The 15,058-nt window shown below is 69.5% G+C and carries 10 protein-coding genes; 3 read left to right on the forward strand and 7 right to left on the reverse strand.

What is annotated here, in order from left to right; all coding sequences use genetic code 11:
* Positions 1–16: 16 nt before the first annotated feature.
* On the reverse strand, positions 17–1,312 hold the full coding sequence (gene tolB, locus G3A44_RS02475) for a Tol-Pal system beta propeller repeat protein TolB (protein WP_163455909.1): 1,296 nt from the start codon (positions 1,310–1,312) through the stop codon (positions 17–19).
* A gap of 318 nt (positions 1,313–1,630) precedes the next feature.
* On the opposite strand from tolB, the gene G3A44_RS02480 reads away from it, so the two are divergent.
* Positions 1,631–3,838 (forward strand): PhoX family protein, encoded by a 2,208-nt coding sequence (locus tag G3A44_RS02480; RefSeq protein WP_163455910.1) that lies wholly within the window; start codon positions 1,631–1,633, stop codon positions 3,836–3,838.
* Between the two features lie 546 nt (positions 3,839–4,384).
* A complete protein-coding gene (locus G3A44_RS02485; RefSeq protein WP_163455911.1) occupies positions 4,385–5,554 on the forward strand; it encodes a branched-chain amino acid ABC transporter substrate-binding protein in 1,170 nt (389 codons plus the stop codon).
* 25 nt (positions 5,555–5,579) lie between these two features.
* On the opposite strand, the gene eutC is transcribed toward G3A44_RS02485, so the two are convergent.
* Genes eutC through eat form a run of 3 tightly spaced genes read right to left on the reverse strand, consistent with a single transcriptional unit; the run spans position 5,580 to position 9,243 of the window.
* A complete protein-coding gene (gene eutC, locus G3A44_RS02490) occupies positions 5,580–6,392 on the reverse strand; it encodes an ethanolamine ammonia-lyase subunit EutC (protein ID WP_163456084.1) in 813 nt (270 codons plus the stop codon).
* A gap of 50 nt (positions 6,393–6,442) precedes the next feature.
* Positions 6,443–7,819: an ethanolamine ammonia-lyase subunit EutB gene (locus G3A44_RS02495; RefSeq protein ID WP_163455912.1), complete on the reverse strand. Its 1,377-nt coding sequence runs from the start codon at positions 7,817–7,819 to the stop codon at positions 6,443–6,445.
* A gap of 20 nt (positions 7,820–7,839) precedes the next feature.
* Positions 7,840–9,243 (reverse strand): ethanolamine permease, encoded by a 1,404-nt coding sequence (gene eat / locus G3A44_RS02500; RefSeq protein ID WP_163455913.1) that lies wholly within the window; start codon positions 9,241–9,243, stop codon positions 7,840–7,842.
* Positions 9,244–9,470: 227 nt separating this feature from the next.
* Between eat and G3A44_RS02505 the strand changes: the two genes are divergently transcribed.
* Complete coding sequence (locus G3A44_RS02505; RefSeq protein ID WP_163455914.1) at positions 9,471–10,520, forward strand: helix-turn-helix domain-containing protein; 1,050 nt, start codon at positions 9,471–9,473, stop codon at positions 10,518–10,520.
* 20 nt (positions 10,521–10,540) lie between these two features.
* Here G3A44_RS02505 and G3A44_RS02510 read toward each other — a convergent pair whose 3' ends face one another.
* The 3 genes from G3A44_RS02510 to glgA form a co-directional block, all read right to left on the reverse strand.
* Complete coding sequence (locus G3A44_RS02510; protein ID WP_163455915.1) at positions 10,541–10,900, reverse strand: hypothetical protein; 360 nt, start codon at positions 10,898–10,900, stop codon at positions 10,541–10,543.
* 90 nt (positions 10,901–10,990) lie between these two features.
* The gene (locus tag G3A44_RS02515; protein ID WP_163455916.1) at positions 10,991–13,483 is read right to left on the reverse strand and encodes a glycogen/starch/alpha-glucan phosphorylase; all 2,493 of its coding nucleotides are present in this window, start codon (positions 13,481–13,483) and stop codon (positions 10,991–10,993) included.
* A 125-nt stretch (positions 13,484–13,608) separates the two neighbouring features.
* Positions 13,609–15,054, reverse strand: coding sequence for a glycogen synthase GlgA (gene glgA / locus G3A44_RS02520; RefSeq protein ID WP_163455917.1), 1,446 nt, complete (start codon positions 15,052–15,054; stop codon positions 13,609–13,611).
* Between the last annotated feature and the right edge of the window lie 4 nt (positions 15,055–15,058).

The following is a 15,058-nucleotide window of genomic DNA, read 5'->3' on the forward strand; positions in this document are numbered from 1 at the left end:
TGCTCGCTCCTGTGTCTCAGCGGGAGAACGGTCCCCAGACCGGCTCGCGGATGTCCTCGCCGGTGGCGGTGACCAGCCGGACGCGGACCTTGCCGTCCACCGTGGAGGTCATGAGCACTTCGCGGCCCTGGTCCCGGGTGGCATAGATGAGGAATTTGCCGTTGGGCGCAAAGCTGGGCGACTCGTCGTCGCGGGTGTCGCTGACCCGTGTGGACACGCCAGTGGACAGGTCCATGCACATGACGACAAAGCCGCCGTCGGCCGCACGCTGGACATAGGCCATGAGCCGCCCATCCGGACTGATGGCCGGCGAGATGTTGTAGTTGCCCTCGAAGGTCACGCGCTGCGCATCCTGGCTGGCCAGGCTTTGACGGTAGATCTGGGGCGAGCCCCCGCGGTCACTCACAAAGTACAGCGTGCCGCCGTCGGGGGTGAAGACCGCCTCGGTGTCGATGGAGCCGCTGAAGGTCACCCGCCGCGGTTCACCGCCATCGCGGGAGATGAGGTAGATCTGCGAGATGCCGTCCTTGGACAGGGTGACGGCCAGCTGCCGGCCATCGGGCGACCAGGCCGGGGCGCTGTTGGAGCCCTTGAACGCGGCCACCTGGCGACGCGCGCCGGTGGTGAGGTTCTGCACCCAGACCACGGCTTTGCGGGTCTCAAAGGACACATAGGCCAATTCGTGGCCATCCGGGGACCAGGCCGGCGAGATGATGGGGTCGGCGCTCTTGAGCGCCTCCTGTCCGCCTTCGCCGTCGGCATCGGCCAGGCGCAGCACGTAGCGGCCGCCCCCCTTGGTCACGTAAGCGATACGGGTCGCGTTGACGCCCTTCTCGCCGGTGAGCATCTCGTGAATGATGTCGGCGATGCGGTGCGCCGCCAGCCGGGCGTCCTTGGCGCCCACCACCAGGCCCTGTCCACCCTTGTCGGTGCCCTGGACCACGTCCCAGAGCTTGAAGCGGACGTCCAGCCGGCCGTCGGCCAGCCGCGTCACCGAGCCGGCCACGCTGGCGTCCACGCCCCGGCCGCGCAGCTCGGCGTACGGCGGCACGCCGTTCTCGTCGAGACGGGGGGCCGGGTCCACCAGCTTGAAGACGCCGCTGCGCATCAGGTCGGCCCGGATGATGGGCGTCAGGGCCTCCGGCAAACGGTCCTCGTCACGGAAGACCGACAGGGTCAGCGGCAGCTGGCTGGCGCCGATGCCGGCAATCTCCACCCGGAACTGCGCCTGGGCCGATCCCGCCATCCAGGCGGCTGGCAGGGCCGAGGTCCAGGCCGCGGCGGCGCCCATCCAATGTCGTCGCTTGATCATGTGACTCGCGCAAGGTCGTGGCCCGGCGTCGGCGCGCTCCCCCGTGGAGCGGTCGACCCGGACCTGCAAGCGTGGAATTGTAGGCAGGCGGGCGCCCGCCACGCCGGCGGCGCACCGGGCCACCACATCACCCGGGAGGACGCCCTTGCCCGGTTCGGCGGGTGCGGGCCGACACACCAACGCCCGGCGTACTGCCCCGGCGCCGTGACGCGGCGATGACACCCCCATCCACCGCCAGGCGTGAACGATTTCACGCCAACGTCACAGGCCGACCGCAGCATCAGCGGCTGTCTTTCATCCCCTCACGGAGTGCTCCCCATGTCCCAGCTGCCGCCCGTCCCCCACGCCGTGGATCCCGATGACATCGGCCACAACGACAGCGCCAACCCGCATTTCCAGAGCATCCTGGAGACCCGCCTGTCCCGCCGTGGCGTGCTGATGAGCGGCCTGGGTGCCGCCTCTGCCGTGGTGGTGGGCAGTGCTGTGGCCACCCCGGCCGAGGCCGCCACCTCCACTGGCTCCGCCGTCACCAGCCTGGGCTTCCATTCGGTGGACAAGACGCTGGCCGACGTGGTCACGGTGCCCGCCGGCTACACCGCCCGGGTGATCTATGCCCTGGGCGACCCGCTGGACGCCAACACGCCTGAGTACCAGAACGACGGCAGCGACACCAGCTTCGAGACCCGGGCCGGCGACCACCACGACGGCATGGACTACTTCGGGCTGTCGGCCGCCGGCACCCGTGACGACCAGTCCAGCGCCCGCGCCCTGCTGGCGATGAACCACGAGGCGATCACCGACCACTTCCTGCACGTCAACGGCGCCACCGCCCGTCCGCGGCCGGCCGCCGAGTCGGACAAGGAAATCGCCGCGCATGGCGTGTCCATCGTCGAGGTGCACCGTGGCGCGCTGGGGGCCGGCCGCTTCCGCACCCGCCAGAGCTCGCGCTTCAACCGCCGCATCACCCCGCACACCCCTGCCCGCCTGAGCGGCCCGGCCGCCGGCAGCGCGCTGACCAAGACCCTTTACAGCCCCACCGGCACCCACTGCCGCGGTACCGTCAACAACTGCGGCACCGGCCGGACCCCCTGGGGCACCCTGATGACCGGCGAGGAGAACTGGGCCGGCTACTTCACCCGTGGTGCCGGTGACGACACCGCGCGTGCCGACAAGTCGGTGGCAGCCCTGGTGCGCTACGGCCGCGCCGCCGGCGGCGCCAGCCGCCACGGCTGGGAGACCAGCGGCACCGACGACAAGTACCGCCGCTTCGACATCAGCCGCACCGGCGCCTCGGCCGACGGCAGCGACGACTACCGCAACGAACTCAACACCTTCGGGTACCTGGTCGAAATCGACCCGTACGATCCCAAGAGCATGCCGGTCAAGCGCACCGCCATGGGCCGCTTCGCCCACGAGAGCGCGGCCTTCAGCCTGCTGACCCCGGGCCTGCCGCTGGCCGTCTACATGGGTGACGACTCGCGCAACGAGTACTTCTACAAGTACGTCTCCAACGCCGTGTGGGACGCGGCCGATGCACAGGCTGCCAACCGCCTGGCCGCCGGCGCCAAGTACCTGGACAGCGGCCGGCTGTACGTGGCCAAGTTCAACGCCGACGGCACTGGCACCTGGATCGAGCTGAGCCTGTCCAACCCGCTGATCGCCAACTACGCCGGCTACGCCTTTGCCGACCAGGCCGATGTGGTGGTCAACGCCCGCCTGGCCGCCGACGCCGTGGGCGCCACCAAGATGGACCGCCCCGAGTGGTCGGCCACCCATCCGGTGACCGGCGAGGTCTACTTCACCCTGACCAACAACAGCAACCGCAAGGTCACGCCCACCAGCAGCTCGCACAGCCAGGTGGACGCCGCCAACCCGCGCTCGTACAGCGACAGCTACGCCGGCGGTGCCGCCGGCTCCCCGGGCAACGTCAACGGTCACATCCTGCGCCTGCGCGAGGACGCGCTGAACCCCGGCGCGCAGTCCTTTGCCTGGGACGTGTACGTCTTCGGCGCTCAGGCCGACGCCGACCCCAGCCTGATCAACCTGTCCAACCTGACGGCCGAGCGCGACTTCTCCAGCCCCGACGGCCTGTGGTTCAGCCAGGCCACCGGCATCTGCTGGATCCAGACCGACGACGGCGCCTACACCGACACCAGCAACTGCATGATGCTGGCTGCCGTGCCCGGTCGCGTGGGTGACGGCAGCGTGAAGACCCTCAACCACGGCTCGGTGGTGGTCAACACGCCGGTGGGCAAGGCGCCCACGCACGCCAAGCTGCGCCGCTTCCTGGTGGGCCCCAAGGACTGCGAGATCACCGGCTGCTGCGAGACGCCTGATGGCCGCGCGCTGTTCGTCAACATCCAGCACCCGGGCGAGTCGATCAGCGCCAGCGCCATCGGCACCCCCGGCGCCTATGTCAGCCACTGGCCGGGCAACGCCGGCTACGGCAACGGCGGCGCACTGGCCCGTCCGCGTTCGGCCACCATCGTGATCACCAAGAAGGACGGTGGCCTGATCGGCACCTGATCCGTGACACCCGCCGGCGGCCCGTCACCAGGCCGCCAGCGGCACCAGGCCAGGCCGGATGACGCCGCATCCTGCCCTCTTCCAGGGACCCTGCCGGGTCCCTTTTTCATTGGGGCCCGGCGTCCGGGCACGTCGACCCCGGACCTGGCCCGCGACTTGCCTTGCAGGGTGTCAGGGCGCCGGCGGCGCGGTCTGCACGGCCACCCGCCACTGCCCGCGCTGCACCTGCCGGCCGCCACCCTGGCCAGCAAGCCCAGACACCGCCATCCCCGTGGGGAGACCCCCCATCCCGGAGAGCCAGACGATGCGCCGACGCCCTGATCCCACACCGCAAGCGCCTACGCGCCACGACGCTGTGCCGTCCGGTCTGTTGCAACTTGTGACGGATATCCGTCTACCCCACGGGCCCTGAGGCACGTGATTGCGTGCGCAATCAAATCGCACGCCACCCGAAACCATGCTCGCTGCCGATCCGTGACCCGGTGACCCGCCCATCGAAGGCTGGCGCCAGGGCAAGTCCAACCTTGTCTTCCTGAGCACGCTGCCATGACTGCCTCTTCTTCACCCGTCCCGCACGCCGGCCGGCGCACCTTCCTCATCGGCGTTCCGGCCCTGGGACTTTTGGGTCTCACCGCCTGCTCCAAGGTACCTGACACCATCCGCATCGGCGTGGCCCAACCGCTGTCGGGACCGCTCAAGGACCTGGGGCAGGACCTGCTGGATGGCGCGCTGATGGCGGTCGACCAGCTCAACAAGGAAGGCTTCAAGGTCGCCGGCAAGGTGGTGAAGTTCGAGATCGTCGCGGCCGATGACAAGGCCGATGCCGGGGCTGGCAAGGCGGCGGCGCAGCAGCTCATCACCGCCGGCGTGTCGGCCGTGATCGGCCACCTCAACTCCGGGGTGAGCATCGCCACGGCACCGCTGTACGCGGCCCAGCTCATCCCGCAACTGGCCATCTCCACCAAGCCCGAATACACGCAGCTGGGTCATCCCACCACGTTCCGCCTGGTGGCCAACGATGCCCTGCAGTCCAAGGCCCTGGGCGCCTTCTCGGCCAAGTTGCCGGGGGCCAGCGTGTACGCGGTGGTCGACGACAACACCCCCTACGGCAAGGGCCTGGCCGAGCTGGCCCTGGCGCAGCTCAAGAGCCGGGAGAAGAACGTGGCGGTGCGCGTCTCGCTGGACGACAAGGGCACCGACTTTGGCGCCCTGGTCAGCGAGATGAAGGAGCGCAAGGTGGACACCCTGGTGACCACGCTCTCGGACTTCCAGGTGATCGCCCTGACCGAGCAGCTGCTGAGCGCCGGCGTGGCCAATCTCAACATCGTGGGCGGCGACACCATCAAGACCGAAGGCCTGCTCAAGATCAACCCGGCCATCGGGCGGATCTATGCCACCACGCCCATCGTGGGCGCCAGTGAGTTCGGCGGCGGCCGCGAGTTCGTGGCCCGCTACCTGGCCAAGCACCGCCATCCGCCGGTGTACGGCGCCCACTACGCCTACGACGCGGTCTATGCCATTGCCTACGCCGCACGCGAAGCCAAGGGCGTGGAGGGCGCGGCCCTGGTGGAGGCGCTCAAGAAGGGCGATCCGCTGGCGCCGGTGACCGGCAGCATGCGCTTCAACGACGACGGCGAACAGCGCTATGGCTCGGTCAGCGTCTACCGCCTGCAGGGTGGCAACTGGTCCTTGCTGACCCGCAGCGACGTCTGGTGAAGATGAAGGGGACGCCCGGGCCGGTTCAGGCTGGCGGGTGCGGCGCCATGCCGCCCAGCAGCGGCGCCTCGTCGCTGCGGTCCTTGAGCCCCACGCCGGTGAGCTGCAAGCGCCGCGCCGACACCGCCAGCCACCACAGCTTGCGCGCCGCCTCGGCATGATCCAGCCCCTGCGGGCGGATGTTGGACAGGCAGTTGCGCTCCGCATCGCTGCGGCCCACGCGCGGCGCGTGGGTGAGGTAGGCGCCCAGGCTGTCGGGCGAGCTCAGGCCTGGCCGCTCGCCAATCAGCACGGCCACCTGCCCGGCCTGCAGCAACTGGCCCACCTCGTCGCCCAGCGCCACCCGCGCCTGGCGGGCGATCACCAGCGGCCCCAGCCGCCAGCCCGGCGGCTGTTGGGCCAGCAGCTCACGCACCAGGGGCACAGCCTGGCGCTCCACGGCGGCGGCCGACAGGCCATCGCCCATCACCAGCAGCAGGTCGCAGGGGCCGTGCCCGGCTGCCGCGGCTTGCAGCGCGGCACGACTGGCCGGGGCCAGGCGGCGGCCCAGATCCGGGCGCAGCAGGTAGCTGGCACGGTCGGGGGCGGCGCTGGCCACCTCCAGCACCGGCGGGGCACCGGGCAGGCTCGCCAGCGCCGCGGCCAGTGCCGGCACCTCCAGCGGCAGGTGCACGGCGTCACGCGCCTGGGCGTGGGCCGCGCCAAAGGCCAGCAGGTGGCGGGTGGGCTGGCCCGCCCCGGCACGGCCCAGCCCGATGCGGGCCGGGGTGTGGGCGCGCAGCGCCTGCCAGGGGTCCGGCGTCACGGCAGCGCCGTCGGCCGGCGCCGCCGCGGGCATGGGGGTGGGCTGCCGGGGCTTCACATCGCGCACGGTGGATACCTCCAAGGTCATGCCAGGTGGCTCAGCAGCGGGTGGCCGGCGCCGGCAGGCAGCAGCCGGCCTGCGGCGTCGGTCAGGCCCATGCGCTGCAGCCAGGCCTCAAACTCGGGCGCACGCTGCAGGCCCAGCACCTGGCGCAGGTAGAGCGCGTCATGGAACGAGGTGCTCTGGTAGTTGAGCATCACATCGTCCGCCCCCGGCACGCCGATCAGGAAGGTGACGCCCGCCACCGCCAGCAGGGTCATCAGGTTGTCCATGTCGTCAGAATCGGCCTCGGCATGGTTGGTGTAGCAGACGTCGCAACCGATGGGCAGGCCCATGAGCTTGCCGCAGAAGTGGTCCTCCAGCCCGGCACGCAGGATCTGCTTGCCGTCAAACAGGTACTCCGGCCCGATGAAGCCCACCACGGTGTTGCAGATCAGCGGCGAGAAGGCCCGCGCCACCGCATAGGCCCGCACCTCGCAGGTCTGCTGGTCCAGTCCGTGGTGCGCCCCAGCCGAGAGCGCCGAGCCCTGACCCGTCTCGAAGTACATGACGTTGTCGCCCAGCGTGCCGCGCTTCAGGCTCAACGCCGCCTCGCGCGCCTCGGCCAGCAGCGCCAGGTTCACCCCAAAGCTGCGGTTGGTGCCCTCGGTGCCGGCAATCGACTGGAACACCAGGTCCACCGGCGCGCCGCGCTCGATGGCTTGGATGGTGTTGGTCACGTGGGTGAGGATGCAGCTCTGGGTGGGGATCTCAAAGCGCTGAATCAGCTCATCGAGCAGGTGCATCAGCCCGGTGAGCGGCCCCAGGCCGTCGCCCGCCGGGTTGATGCCGATGACCGCGTCGCCACAGCCGTACATCAGCCCGTCCAGCGTGGACAGGGCGATGCCGCGGGCGTCGTCGGTGGGGTGGTTGGGCTGCAGGCGCATGGCCATGCAGCCCGGCAGGCCCAGGGTGTTGCGAAAGCGTGTGACCACCCGGCATTTGCGTGCCACGGCGATCAGGTCTTGGTTGCGCATGAGCTTGCTGACCGCCGCCACCATCTCGGGCGTCAGGCCCGGGCGCAGCGCGGCCAGCGCAGCCTCATCGGCCGCGTCAGACAGCAGCCAGTCGCGGAAGTCGCCCACGGTCAGGTGGGCCACCGGCGCAAACGCCGCCCGGTCATGCGTGTCGATGATCAGGCGGGTGACCTCATCCTCCTCATAGGGGATGAGGGCCTCGTTCAGGAAGGTGGCCAGCGGCAGCTCTGCCAGGGCCATGCGCGCGGCCATGCGCTCGGCCGCCGTGCGGGCGGCCACGCCGGCCAGCACATCGCCCGAGCGCAGCGGCGTGGCGCGGGCCATGAGGGTCTTCAGGTCGTCAAAGCGCCAGACCTGGCCGCCCAGGGTGTGATGAAACTGCATGGCCCGATGCTGCCCCAAGTTCAGCCCGCGCTGGGCTCAGGCACCACCTCGGCGGCTGCGGCGGCCACAGCGGCAGGAGCCGCCAACGCAGCACGCCGGCCGGCCGTCAGGCGGAAATAGCCATAGGCCACCCCCATCAGGCCCAGGAACAGGCCGCTGACCAGCGGGTTGAACCACACCATGGTGACCAGGCACACCACCGCCAGCACCAGCGCGATGGCCGGCACCACCGGATAGCCCAGGGCCGGGAAGGGACGCAGCAGCGCCGGCTCCTTCTTGCGCAGCACAAACAGGCTGACCATGGACATGATGTACATGACGATGGCCCCCAGCACCGACATGGTGACGATGTTGGCGGTCAGGGTCTGGCCGCCCAGCTTGATCAGCTCGTCGCTGAAGATGGCCAGGATGCCCACCACGCCACCGGCGATCACGCCCAGCCACGGGGTATGGAAAGTGGGATGCACCCGGGACAGGGCCTTGGGCAGGTAGCCGGCACGGGCCAACGCAAAGATCTGCCGCGAGTAGCCCAGGATGATGCCGTGGAAGCTCGCCACCAGCCCGAACAGGCCGATCCACACCAGCATGTGCAGCCAGCCGCTGTTCTCGCCGACGATCATCTTCATGGCCTGCGGCAGCGGGTCGTTGATGTTGGACAGCGTGGTCCAGTCGCCCGCGCCACCGGCAAACACCATTACGCCGATGGCCAGCACCAGCAGGGTGAGGATGCCACCGATGTAGGCGCGCGGAATGGTGCGGTGCGGGTCGTGGGCCTCTTCAGCCGCCATGGCCACGCCCTCGATGGCCAGGAAGAACCAGATGGCAAACGGAATGGCCGCAAACATGCCCGCCACCGCCACGCCGGAGAACTCATCGCTGCCCGCCCAGCCCTTGGCGGTGAAGTTCTCCCAGGAGAAACCCGGCGCCACCACGCCCATGAACACCAGCAGCTCAAAGATGGCCAGCACGGTGACGAACAGCTCAAAGGTGGCCGCCGTCTTCACGCCCACGATGTTGAGCGTCATGAAGACCAGGTAGGCGCCCACCGCCATCAGCTTGGGGTCCACGCCCGGAAACTGCACATTCAGGTAGGCGCCAATGGCCAGCGCAATGGCCGGCGGCGCAAACACAAACTCCACCAGCGTGGCAAAGCCGGCGATGAACCCCCCCGTGGGGCCCAGGGCCCGCTCGGCATAGGCAAACGGGCCGCCTGCGTGGGGAATGGCCGTGGTCAGCTCGGTGAAGCTGAAGATGAAGGTGGTGTACATGGCCGCCACCATCAGCGAGGTGATCAGAAAGCCCAGCGTGCCCGCGCTGGCCCAGCCAAAGCTCCAGCCAAAGTACTCGCCCGAGATCACCAGGCCCACCGCCAGGCCCCACAGATGCCACGCATTGAGCGTGGGCTTCAGACTTGTTCCAGACATCAGAAAGCACCTCCTCGTCCACACACACACCCCAGCCGGGGCGACATGAGGCGGCATGGTGCGGCGGGGCGGCCGGCGCTGGCTATCGCATTTCGGCAAGCGGCTCAATGATCCGCATCAGCCAAGCCTGGACTCGCCCCACAGCGCCGCACCACCCTTGGGCGGCCGCGTTGGCACATGGTTTGCGAACAGCCGGCCCCAGTCCCGATGTCCCAAGGAGCAACGCCATGGCCCTGGCCGCCCACGCCGCCGCACTGCCCGCCCCGGCCCCCACCCCCGGCTGGCACGCCCTGCGCCGCCGTCAGGCCCAGGACGTGGACGAGCAGGCCGCGCTGCTGCAGGGCTGGCAGCAGGACTATGCCCAGGTCTCTGCCGGCCCCTTTGAAGGCGAGGTGGAAGAGCTGCGGCTGGACGATCCGGCAGGCTGGCCGCAGCACACCGTGCTGCACCTGTTTGTGGAGCACACCGGCCAGCGCCTGCTGCAGCGTGGCGCCCTGCCCCCGGGCCTGCTGGCCCTGGGCATCCCCCTGGAGCTGGGCACAGCGGGCCAGGCCGTCACCTTCTGCGGCGCCACCGACTGGATGGGCCCGCAAGCCGGCGCCCGCTGGTGCACCTTCTCAGGCGCGGGCGGCTTTGAATTTGCCACGCCCAGCGGCCTGCGCATGACGGGCGTGGAGGTCTCGCTGGATTGGCTGGGGGCCGGGCTGCAGCCCGAGGAGCAGGCCTGCCTGGCCACGTTGGCGGCCCAGCCCGGGCTGCGCAGCGCACCGCTGGACACCTTGGCGGCCTGGCGTGAATGGTTGGCGGGTGCCCTCACCCTGCTGCGTCAGGACGCGCACTGCCTGGACAGCGAGGCCACGCGGCAGGCGCTGCGCGCCACCCTGCGCTCCAACCTGCTGGAACTGCTGACGCTGGACGCCGGCCCGGCGCCCGCCGTGGACGCCCTGCCTCAATGGACCCTGGTGCAACGCGCCCAGGCCCATGTGCGCGCCGACCCGGAAACGCCCCACACCGTGGCCGACCTGTGCCAGGCGCTGGGCGTGAGCCGGCGCACCTTGCAGGCCGCGTTTCAAAAGGTGCTGGGGCTGGCGCCCGCCTGCTGGCTGCGCAGCCAGCGCCTGGCCGGTGCCCACCGCGCCCTGCGCAGTGAAGCCACCCGCTCCGTGGCCGAAGCCGCCACGCAATGGGGCTTTTGGCACCTGGGCCTGTTTGCGCGGGACTACCGGCGCCAGTTCGGGCGCTTGCCCTCACAGGACCTGCGCCGCGCGGCGCACTGACCTGCGTCGAAGAACGCGGATCAGGCGCGGGGCTTGCGGCCACGCTTGGCCGGCGGCGCCGGCGGTGCCGGCGGGGCGGCCGCGAACAGACGGGCGGCACGGCCCTTCAGCTCCAGCAGCTCGGTCGGGGTGACCGAATACTTGCGGCCCACCACATCCACCTCGACGCGGAACTCCACGTCCTTCTTGCCGTTGGTCAGCAAGCCGCAGGTGAACTCATAGCCCGGATCCTCGGCCGGGAAGCCCTTGTAGGGCGGATCGTTGTCTTCAGACAGCTTGACGTCGAAGATCTCGCCGCTGGCCAGGTCCAGGATGCCGGAGGACTCAATCACATCCTCGTCCAGCTCGTCCATGATCTTGATGGGCAACTTCAGGTCCACGGCGTTCTCTCGCAGTCTGTTCGGGTGAAAAAAGGGGGCGGATTCTACGGCGAGGAACCCCCTGGCCGCCCCCCTCACCCGGCGGACGGCTCAGTGCTGAGGCGGCAGATGACCCGGCAGCAACACCGGAGGGCTGCGCCAGATGCCGTGGGCGTACTCGGCGATGGTGCGATCAGACGAGAAGAAGCCCATGCCCGCCACGTTGAGGACGGCCTTGCGGGTCCAGTCGTCGGCGCTGCGGTAGAGGGCGTCCACCTGGTCCTGGGTGTCCACATAGCTGCGGTAGTCGGCCAGCAGCAGGTAGTGGTCGCCCCAGTTCACCAGGGCGTCGATGATGCCTTGGTAGCGGCCCGGCTCCTCGGGGCTGAAGGCGCCATCGCGGATGGCGGTGAGCACATTGGCCAGTTCGCCGTCCTTCTCCACCCAGTCGCGCGGGCTGTAGCCCTTGGCGCGCAGGGCCGCCACCTCGGGCGTGGTGTGGCCGAAGATGAAGATGTTGTCCGGGCCCACGTGCTCACGCATCTCCACATTGGCGCCGTCGAGGGTGCCGATGGTGAGCGCGCCGTTCAAGGCGAACTTCATGTTGCCGGTGCCCGAGGCCTCGGTGCCCGCGGTGCTGATCTGCTCGCTCAGGTCGGCGGCGGGGATGATGACCTCGGCCAGGCTGACGCTGTAGTTGGGGATGAACACCACCTTGAGCTTGTCGCCCACACGCGGGTCGTTGTTGATGGTTTTGGCCACATCGTTGATGAGCCGGATGATCAGCTTGGCTTGGTGGTAGGCCGAGGCGGCCTTGCCGGCAAACACCACCACGCGCGGCACCCACATGGCGTCGGGGTTGGCCAAGATGCGCTGGTAGCGGGTGATGACGTGCAGCACGTTCAGCAGCTGGCGCTTGTACTCGTGGATGCGCTTGACCTGCACGTCGAACAGGGCGTCGCAGTTCAGGGTGATGCCCAGCTGCTTTTGCACCACGGCGGCCAGGCGTTCCTTGTTGGCGCGCTTGGCGCGGCGGAAGGCCCCCAGGAAGCCCGGCAGTTCCAGCGAGCCTTTCAGGCCTTCCAACTGGTCCAGATGACGGCGCCAGCCGCGGCCCAGGCGGCTGTCCAGCAGGCTGGACAGCGCCGGGTTGGCCTGCGCCAGCCAGCGGCGCGGGGTGATGCCGTTGGTCTTGTTGTTGAAGCGCTCGGGCCAGAGGGTGGCGAAGTCCGAGAAGATGCTTTGGGTCATCAGGTCGGAGTGCAGGGCCGACACGCCATTGATGCTGTGGCTGGTCACCACCGCCAGGTAGGCCATACGCACGCGGCGGCCGCCGCTTTCGTCAATGAGGGAGACGCGGCGCAGCAGGTCCACGTCGTTGCCGTGGGTCTTCTGCAGGTCGCCCAGGAAACGGGCGTTGATGTCAAAGATGATGCGCAGGTGGCGCGGCAGCACGCGGCCGAACATCTCCAGCGGCCAGGTCTCCAGCGCCTCGTGCATCAGCGTGTGGTTGGTGTAGCTGAAGATCTTCTGGCAATGGGCCCAGGCGGTGTCCCAGGGCAGGCGGTGCTCGTCGATCAGCACGCGCATCAGCTCGGGGATGGCCAGCACCGGATGGGTGTCGTTCAGGTGGATGCTGACCTTGTCGGCCAGTTGGTCGAAGCTGGTGTGGTTGCGCAGGTAGCGGTGGATCATGTCCTGCACGCTGGCGCTGACGAAGAAATACTCTTGGCGCAGGCGCAGCTCGCGGCCGCTCTCGGTGGAGTCGTCCGGATACAGCACGCGTGAGACGTTCTCACTGTGGTTCTTGCTCTCCACGGCGCCGAAGTAATTGCCCTGGTTGAAGGCCCGCAGGTTCATCTCCTCGGTGGCCTTGGCGCTCCACAGGCGCAGGGTGTTGGTGGCCTCGGTGCCATAGCCGGGGATGATGGTGTCGTAGGCCATGGCCAGCACGTCATCGGTATCCACCCAGCGCACCACCGAGGTGGCGCCCAGCCCGCTCTCCTCCACCCGGCCGCCAAAGCGCACGCGGTAGGTCACCTCGGGGCGCGGAAACTCCCAGGGGTTGCCGTTCTTGAGCCAGTAGTCGGGTGCCTCCACCTGGCGGCCGTCCTTGATCTGCTGGCGGAACATGCCGTAGTCGTAGCGGATGCCGTAGCCAAAGCCCGGCACGGCCAGCGTGGCCATGGAATCGAGGAAGCAGGCCGCCAGCCGGCCCAGGCCGCCGTTGCCCAGGGCCGCGTCAGGCTCCAGGTCGAACAGGGCGTCGGCGTCCACGTCCAGCTCCTTGAGGGCCTGGCGCAGCGTGGGCATGAGCTCCAGCGCCAGCACGGCGTTGCTGAAGGCGCGGCCGATCAGGAACTCCATGGAGAGGTAGTACACGCGCTTGACGTCCTGCGCGTACTGGGCGCGGGTGGTCTTCATCCAGCGGCCGACCAGGTGGTCGCGCACGGCATAGGCGGCGGCGTGCAGCCAGTCGTCGGGCCGGGCGGAGATGGGGTCCTTGCCAACCTGGTAGATCAGCTTGTTGGCGATGCTGCGCTTGAACGCGGCCACGTCGTTGGCCAGGTGGTCGTACTCGTGTTCGAACTGGGTGAGGTCCATCGTGGGGCTCGCAGTGTCTGGCGTGGGGATGTGGGTGGATGTCTCAGGGAGGGACCCGGGGTCTGACGCCCCGGTGTGGCGAGAGGTGGCCGTGTGTGCGGTGGTGGACAGCGCCGGGGCGCCGCTCAGCGTCCCAGCGCGGCGCGGTACACGCCGGCATAGGCCTGGGCGGCCACGTCCCAATCGTGGCGGCGGGCCATGGCGTGGCGCTGCACGGTCTTCCAGTCGGTTTTGCGGCGGTACAGGGCCAGGGCGCGGCGGATGGCCACGTCCATGGCGTCCTCATGGAAGTCCTGGAAAACGAAGCCGGTGGCGCTGCCATCGTCCAAATTCTCCAGGCTGGTGTCGGTGACGGTGTCGGCCAGGCCGCCCACGCGCCGCACCAGCGGCAGCGTGCCGTACTTCAGGCCGTAGAGCTGGGTCAGGCCGCAGGGTTCAAAACGTGAGGGCACCATGATGACGTCGCCGCCGGCCACCAACTGGTGCGCAAAGGCTTCGTCATAGCCCAGACGCACCGCCACTGCGGCCGGCCAGCAGCTGGCCAGGTCACGGAAGGCAGCTTCCATGCCCGCATCGCCCGAGCCCAGCAGCGCAAACTGCGCGCCGCGCTCCACCAGCCGGGGCACCGCGTGCAAGACCAGGTGCAGGCCCTTCTGCTCGGTGAGCCGGCTGATGACCACGAACAGAGGGGCGTCGGGCTTCTGCTCCAGGCCCAGGGTTTGCTGCAGCGCGGCCTTGTTGCGGGTCTTGCCGATGAGCTTGCGGGCGTCGTAGGGGTGGGCGATCAGGGGGTCGGCACTCGGGTTCCATACCGCCGGATCCACCCCGTTGAGGATGCCGTGCAGCACGGCACCGCGTGTGCGCAGCAGACCGTCCAGGCCCATGCCCTGTTCCGGCCCCTGGATCTCACCGGCGTAGCTGGGGCTGACGGTGGTGATGCGGTCGGCGTAGTACAGGCCGGCCTTCATGAAGTTGAGCGCGCCGTGGGCCTCCACGCCGTGCACGTCGAAGAAATGCTGCGGCAGGGCCAGGTCACCGAAATGGTGGGGCGCAAAGGCCCCCTGGTAGGCCAGGTTGTGGATGGTGAAGACACTGGCCGCCGGGGCCTGGGTGGCCTTGAGGCAGGCGGGGGCCAGCCCGGCATGCCAGTCATGGGCATGCACCAGCTCGGGCCGCCACCAGCTGTCGGCCCCCAGGGCCAGGTCGGCCACGGCCCAGCCCAGGCGGGCAAAGCGCAGGTGGTTGTCCCCGAAGGGCTGCTGGCGTGCATCGGCGTAGGGGCCACCCTCCCGCTGGTAGAGCGCGGGGGCGTCCACCACATAGGCGTTGACGCCCACGGCGGGCAGGTGGCCATAGAGCAGGCGTGCGCCGGGTACGCCGGCGCGCGGGGGCAGCTCGCCCACGGCCACCGGGTCGGTCAGGCCGGCCAGGATGGCCGAGAAGCCGGGCAGCAGCACGCGGCAGTCCACGCCGGCGGCGGCCAGCGCGGGCGGCAGGGCACCGGCCACATCGGCCAGACCGCCGGTCTTGAGCAGGGGAAAGATCTCGGCGCAGACCTGCAGCACGCGCATCGTG

The sequence above is a fragment of the Ideonella livida genome, from assembly GCF_010499455.1.
GTDB classification, from domain to species: domain Bacteria; phylum Pseudomonadota; class Gammaproteobacteria; order Burkholderiales; family Burkholderiaceae_C; genus Ideonella; species Ideonella livida.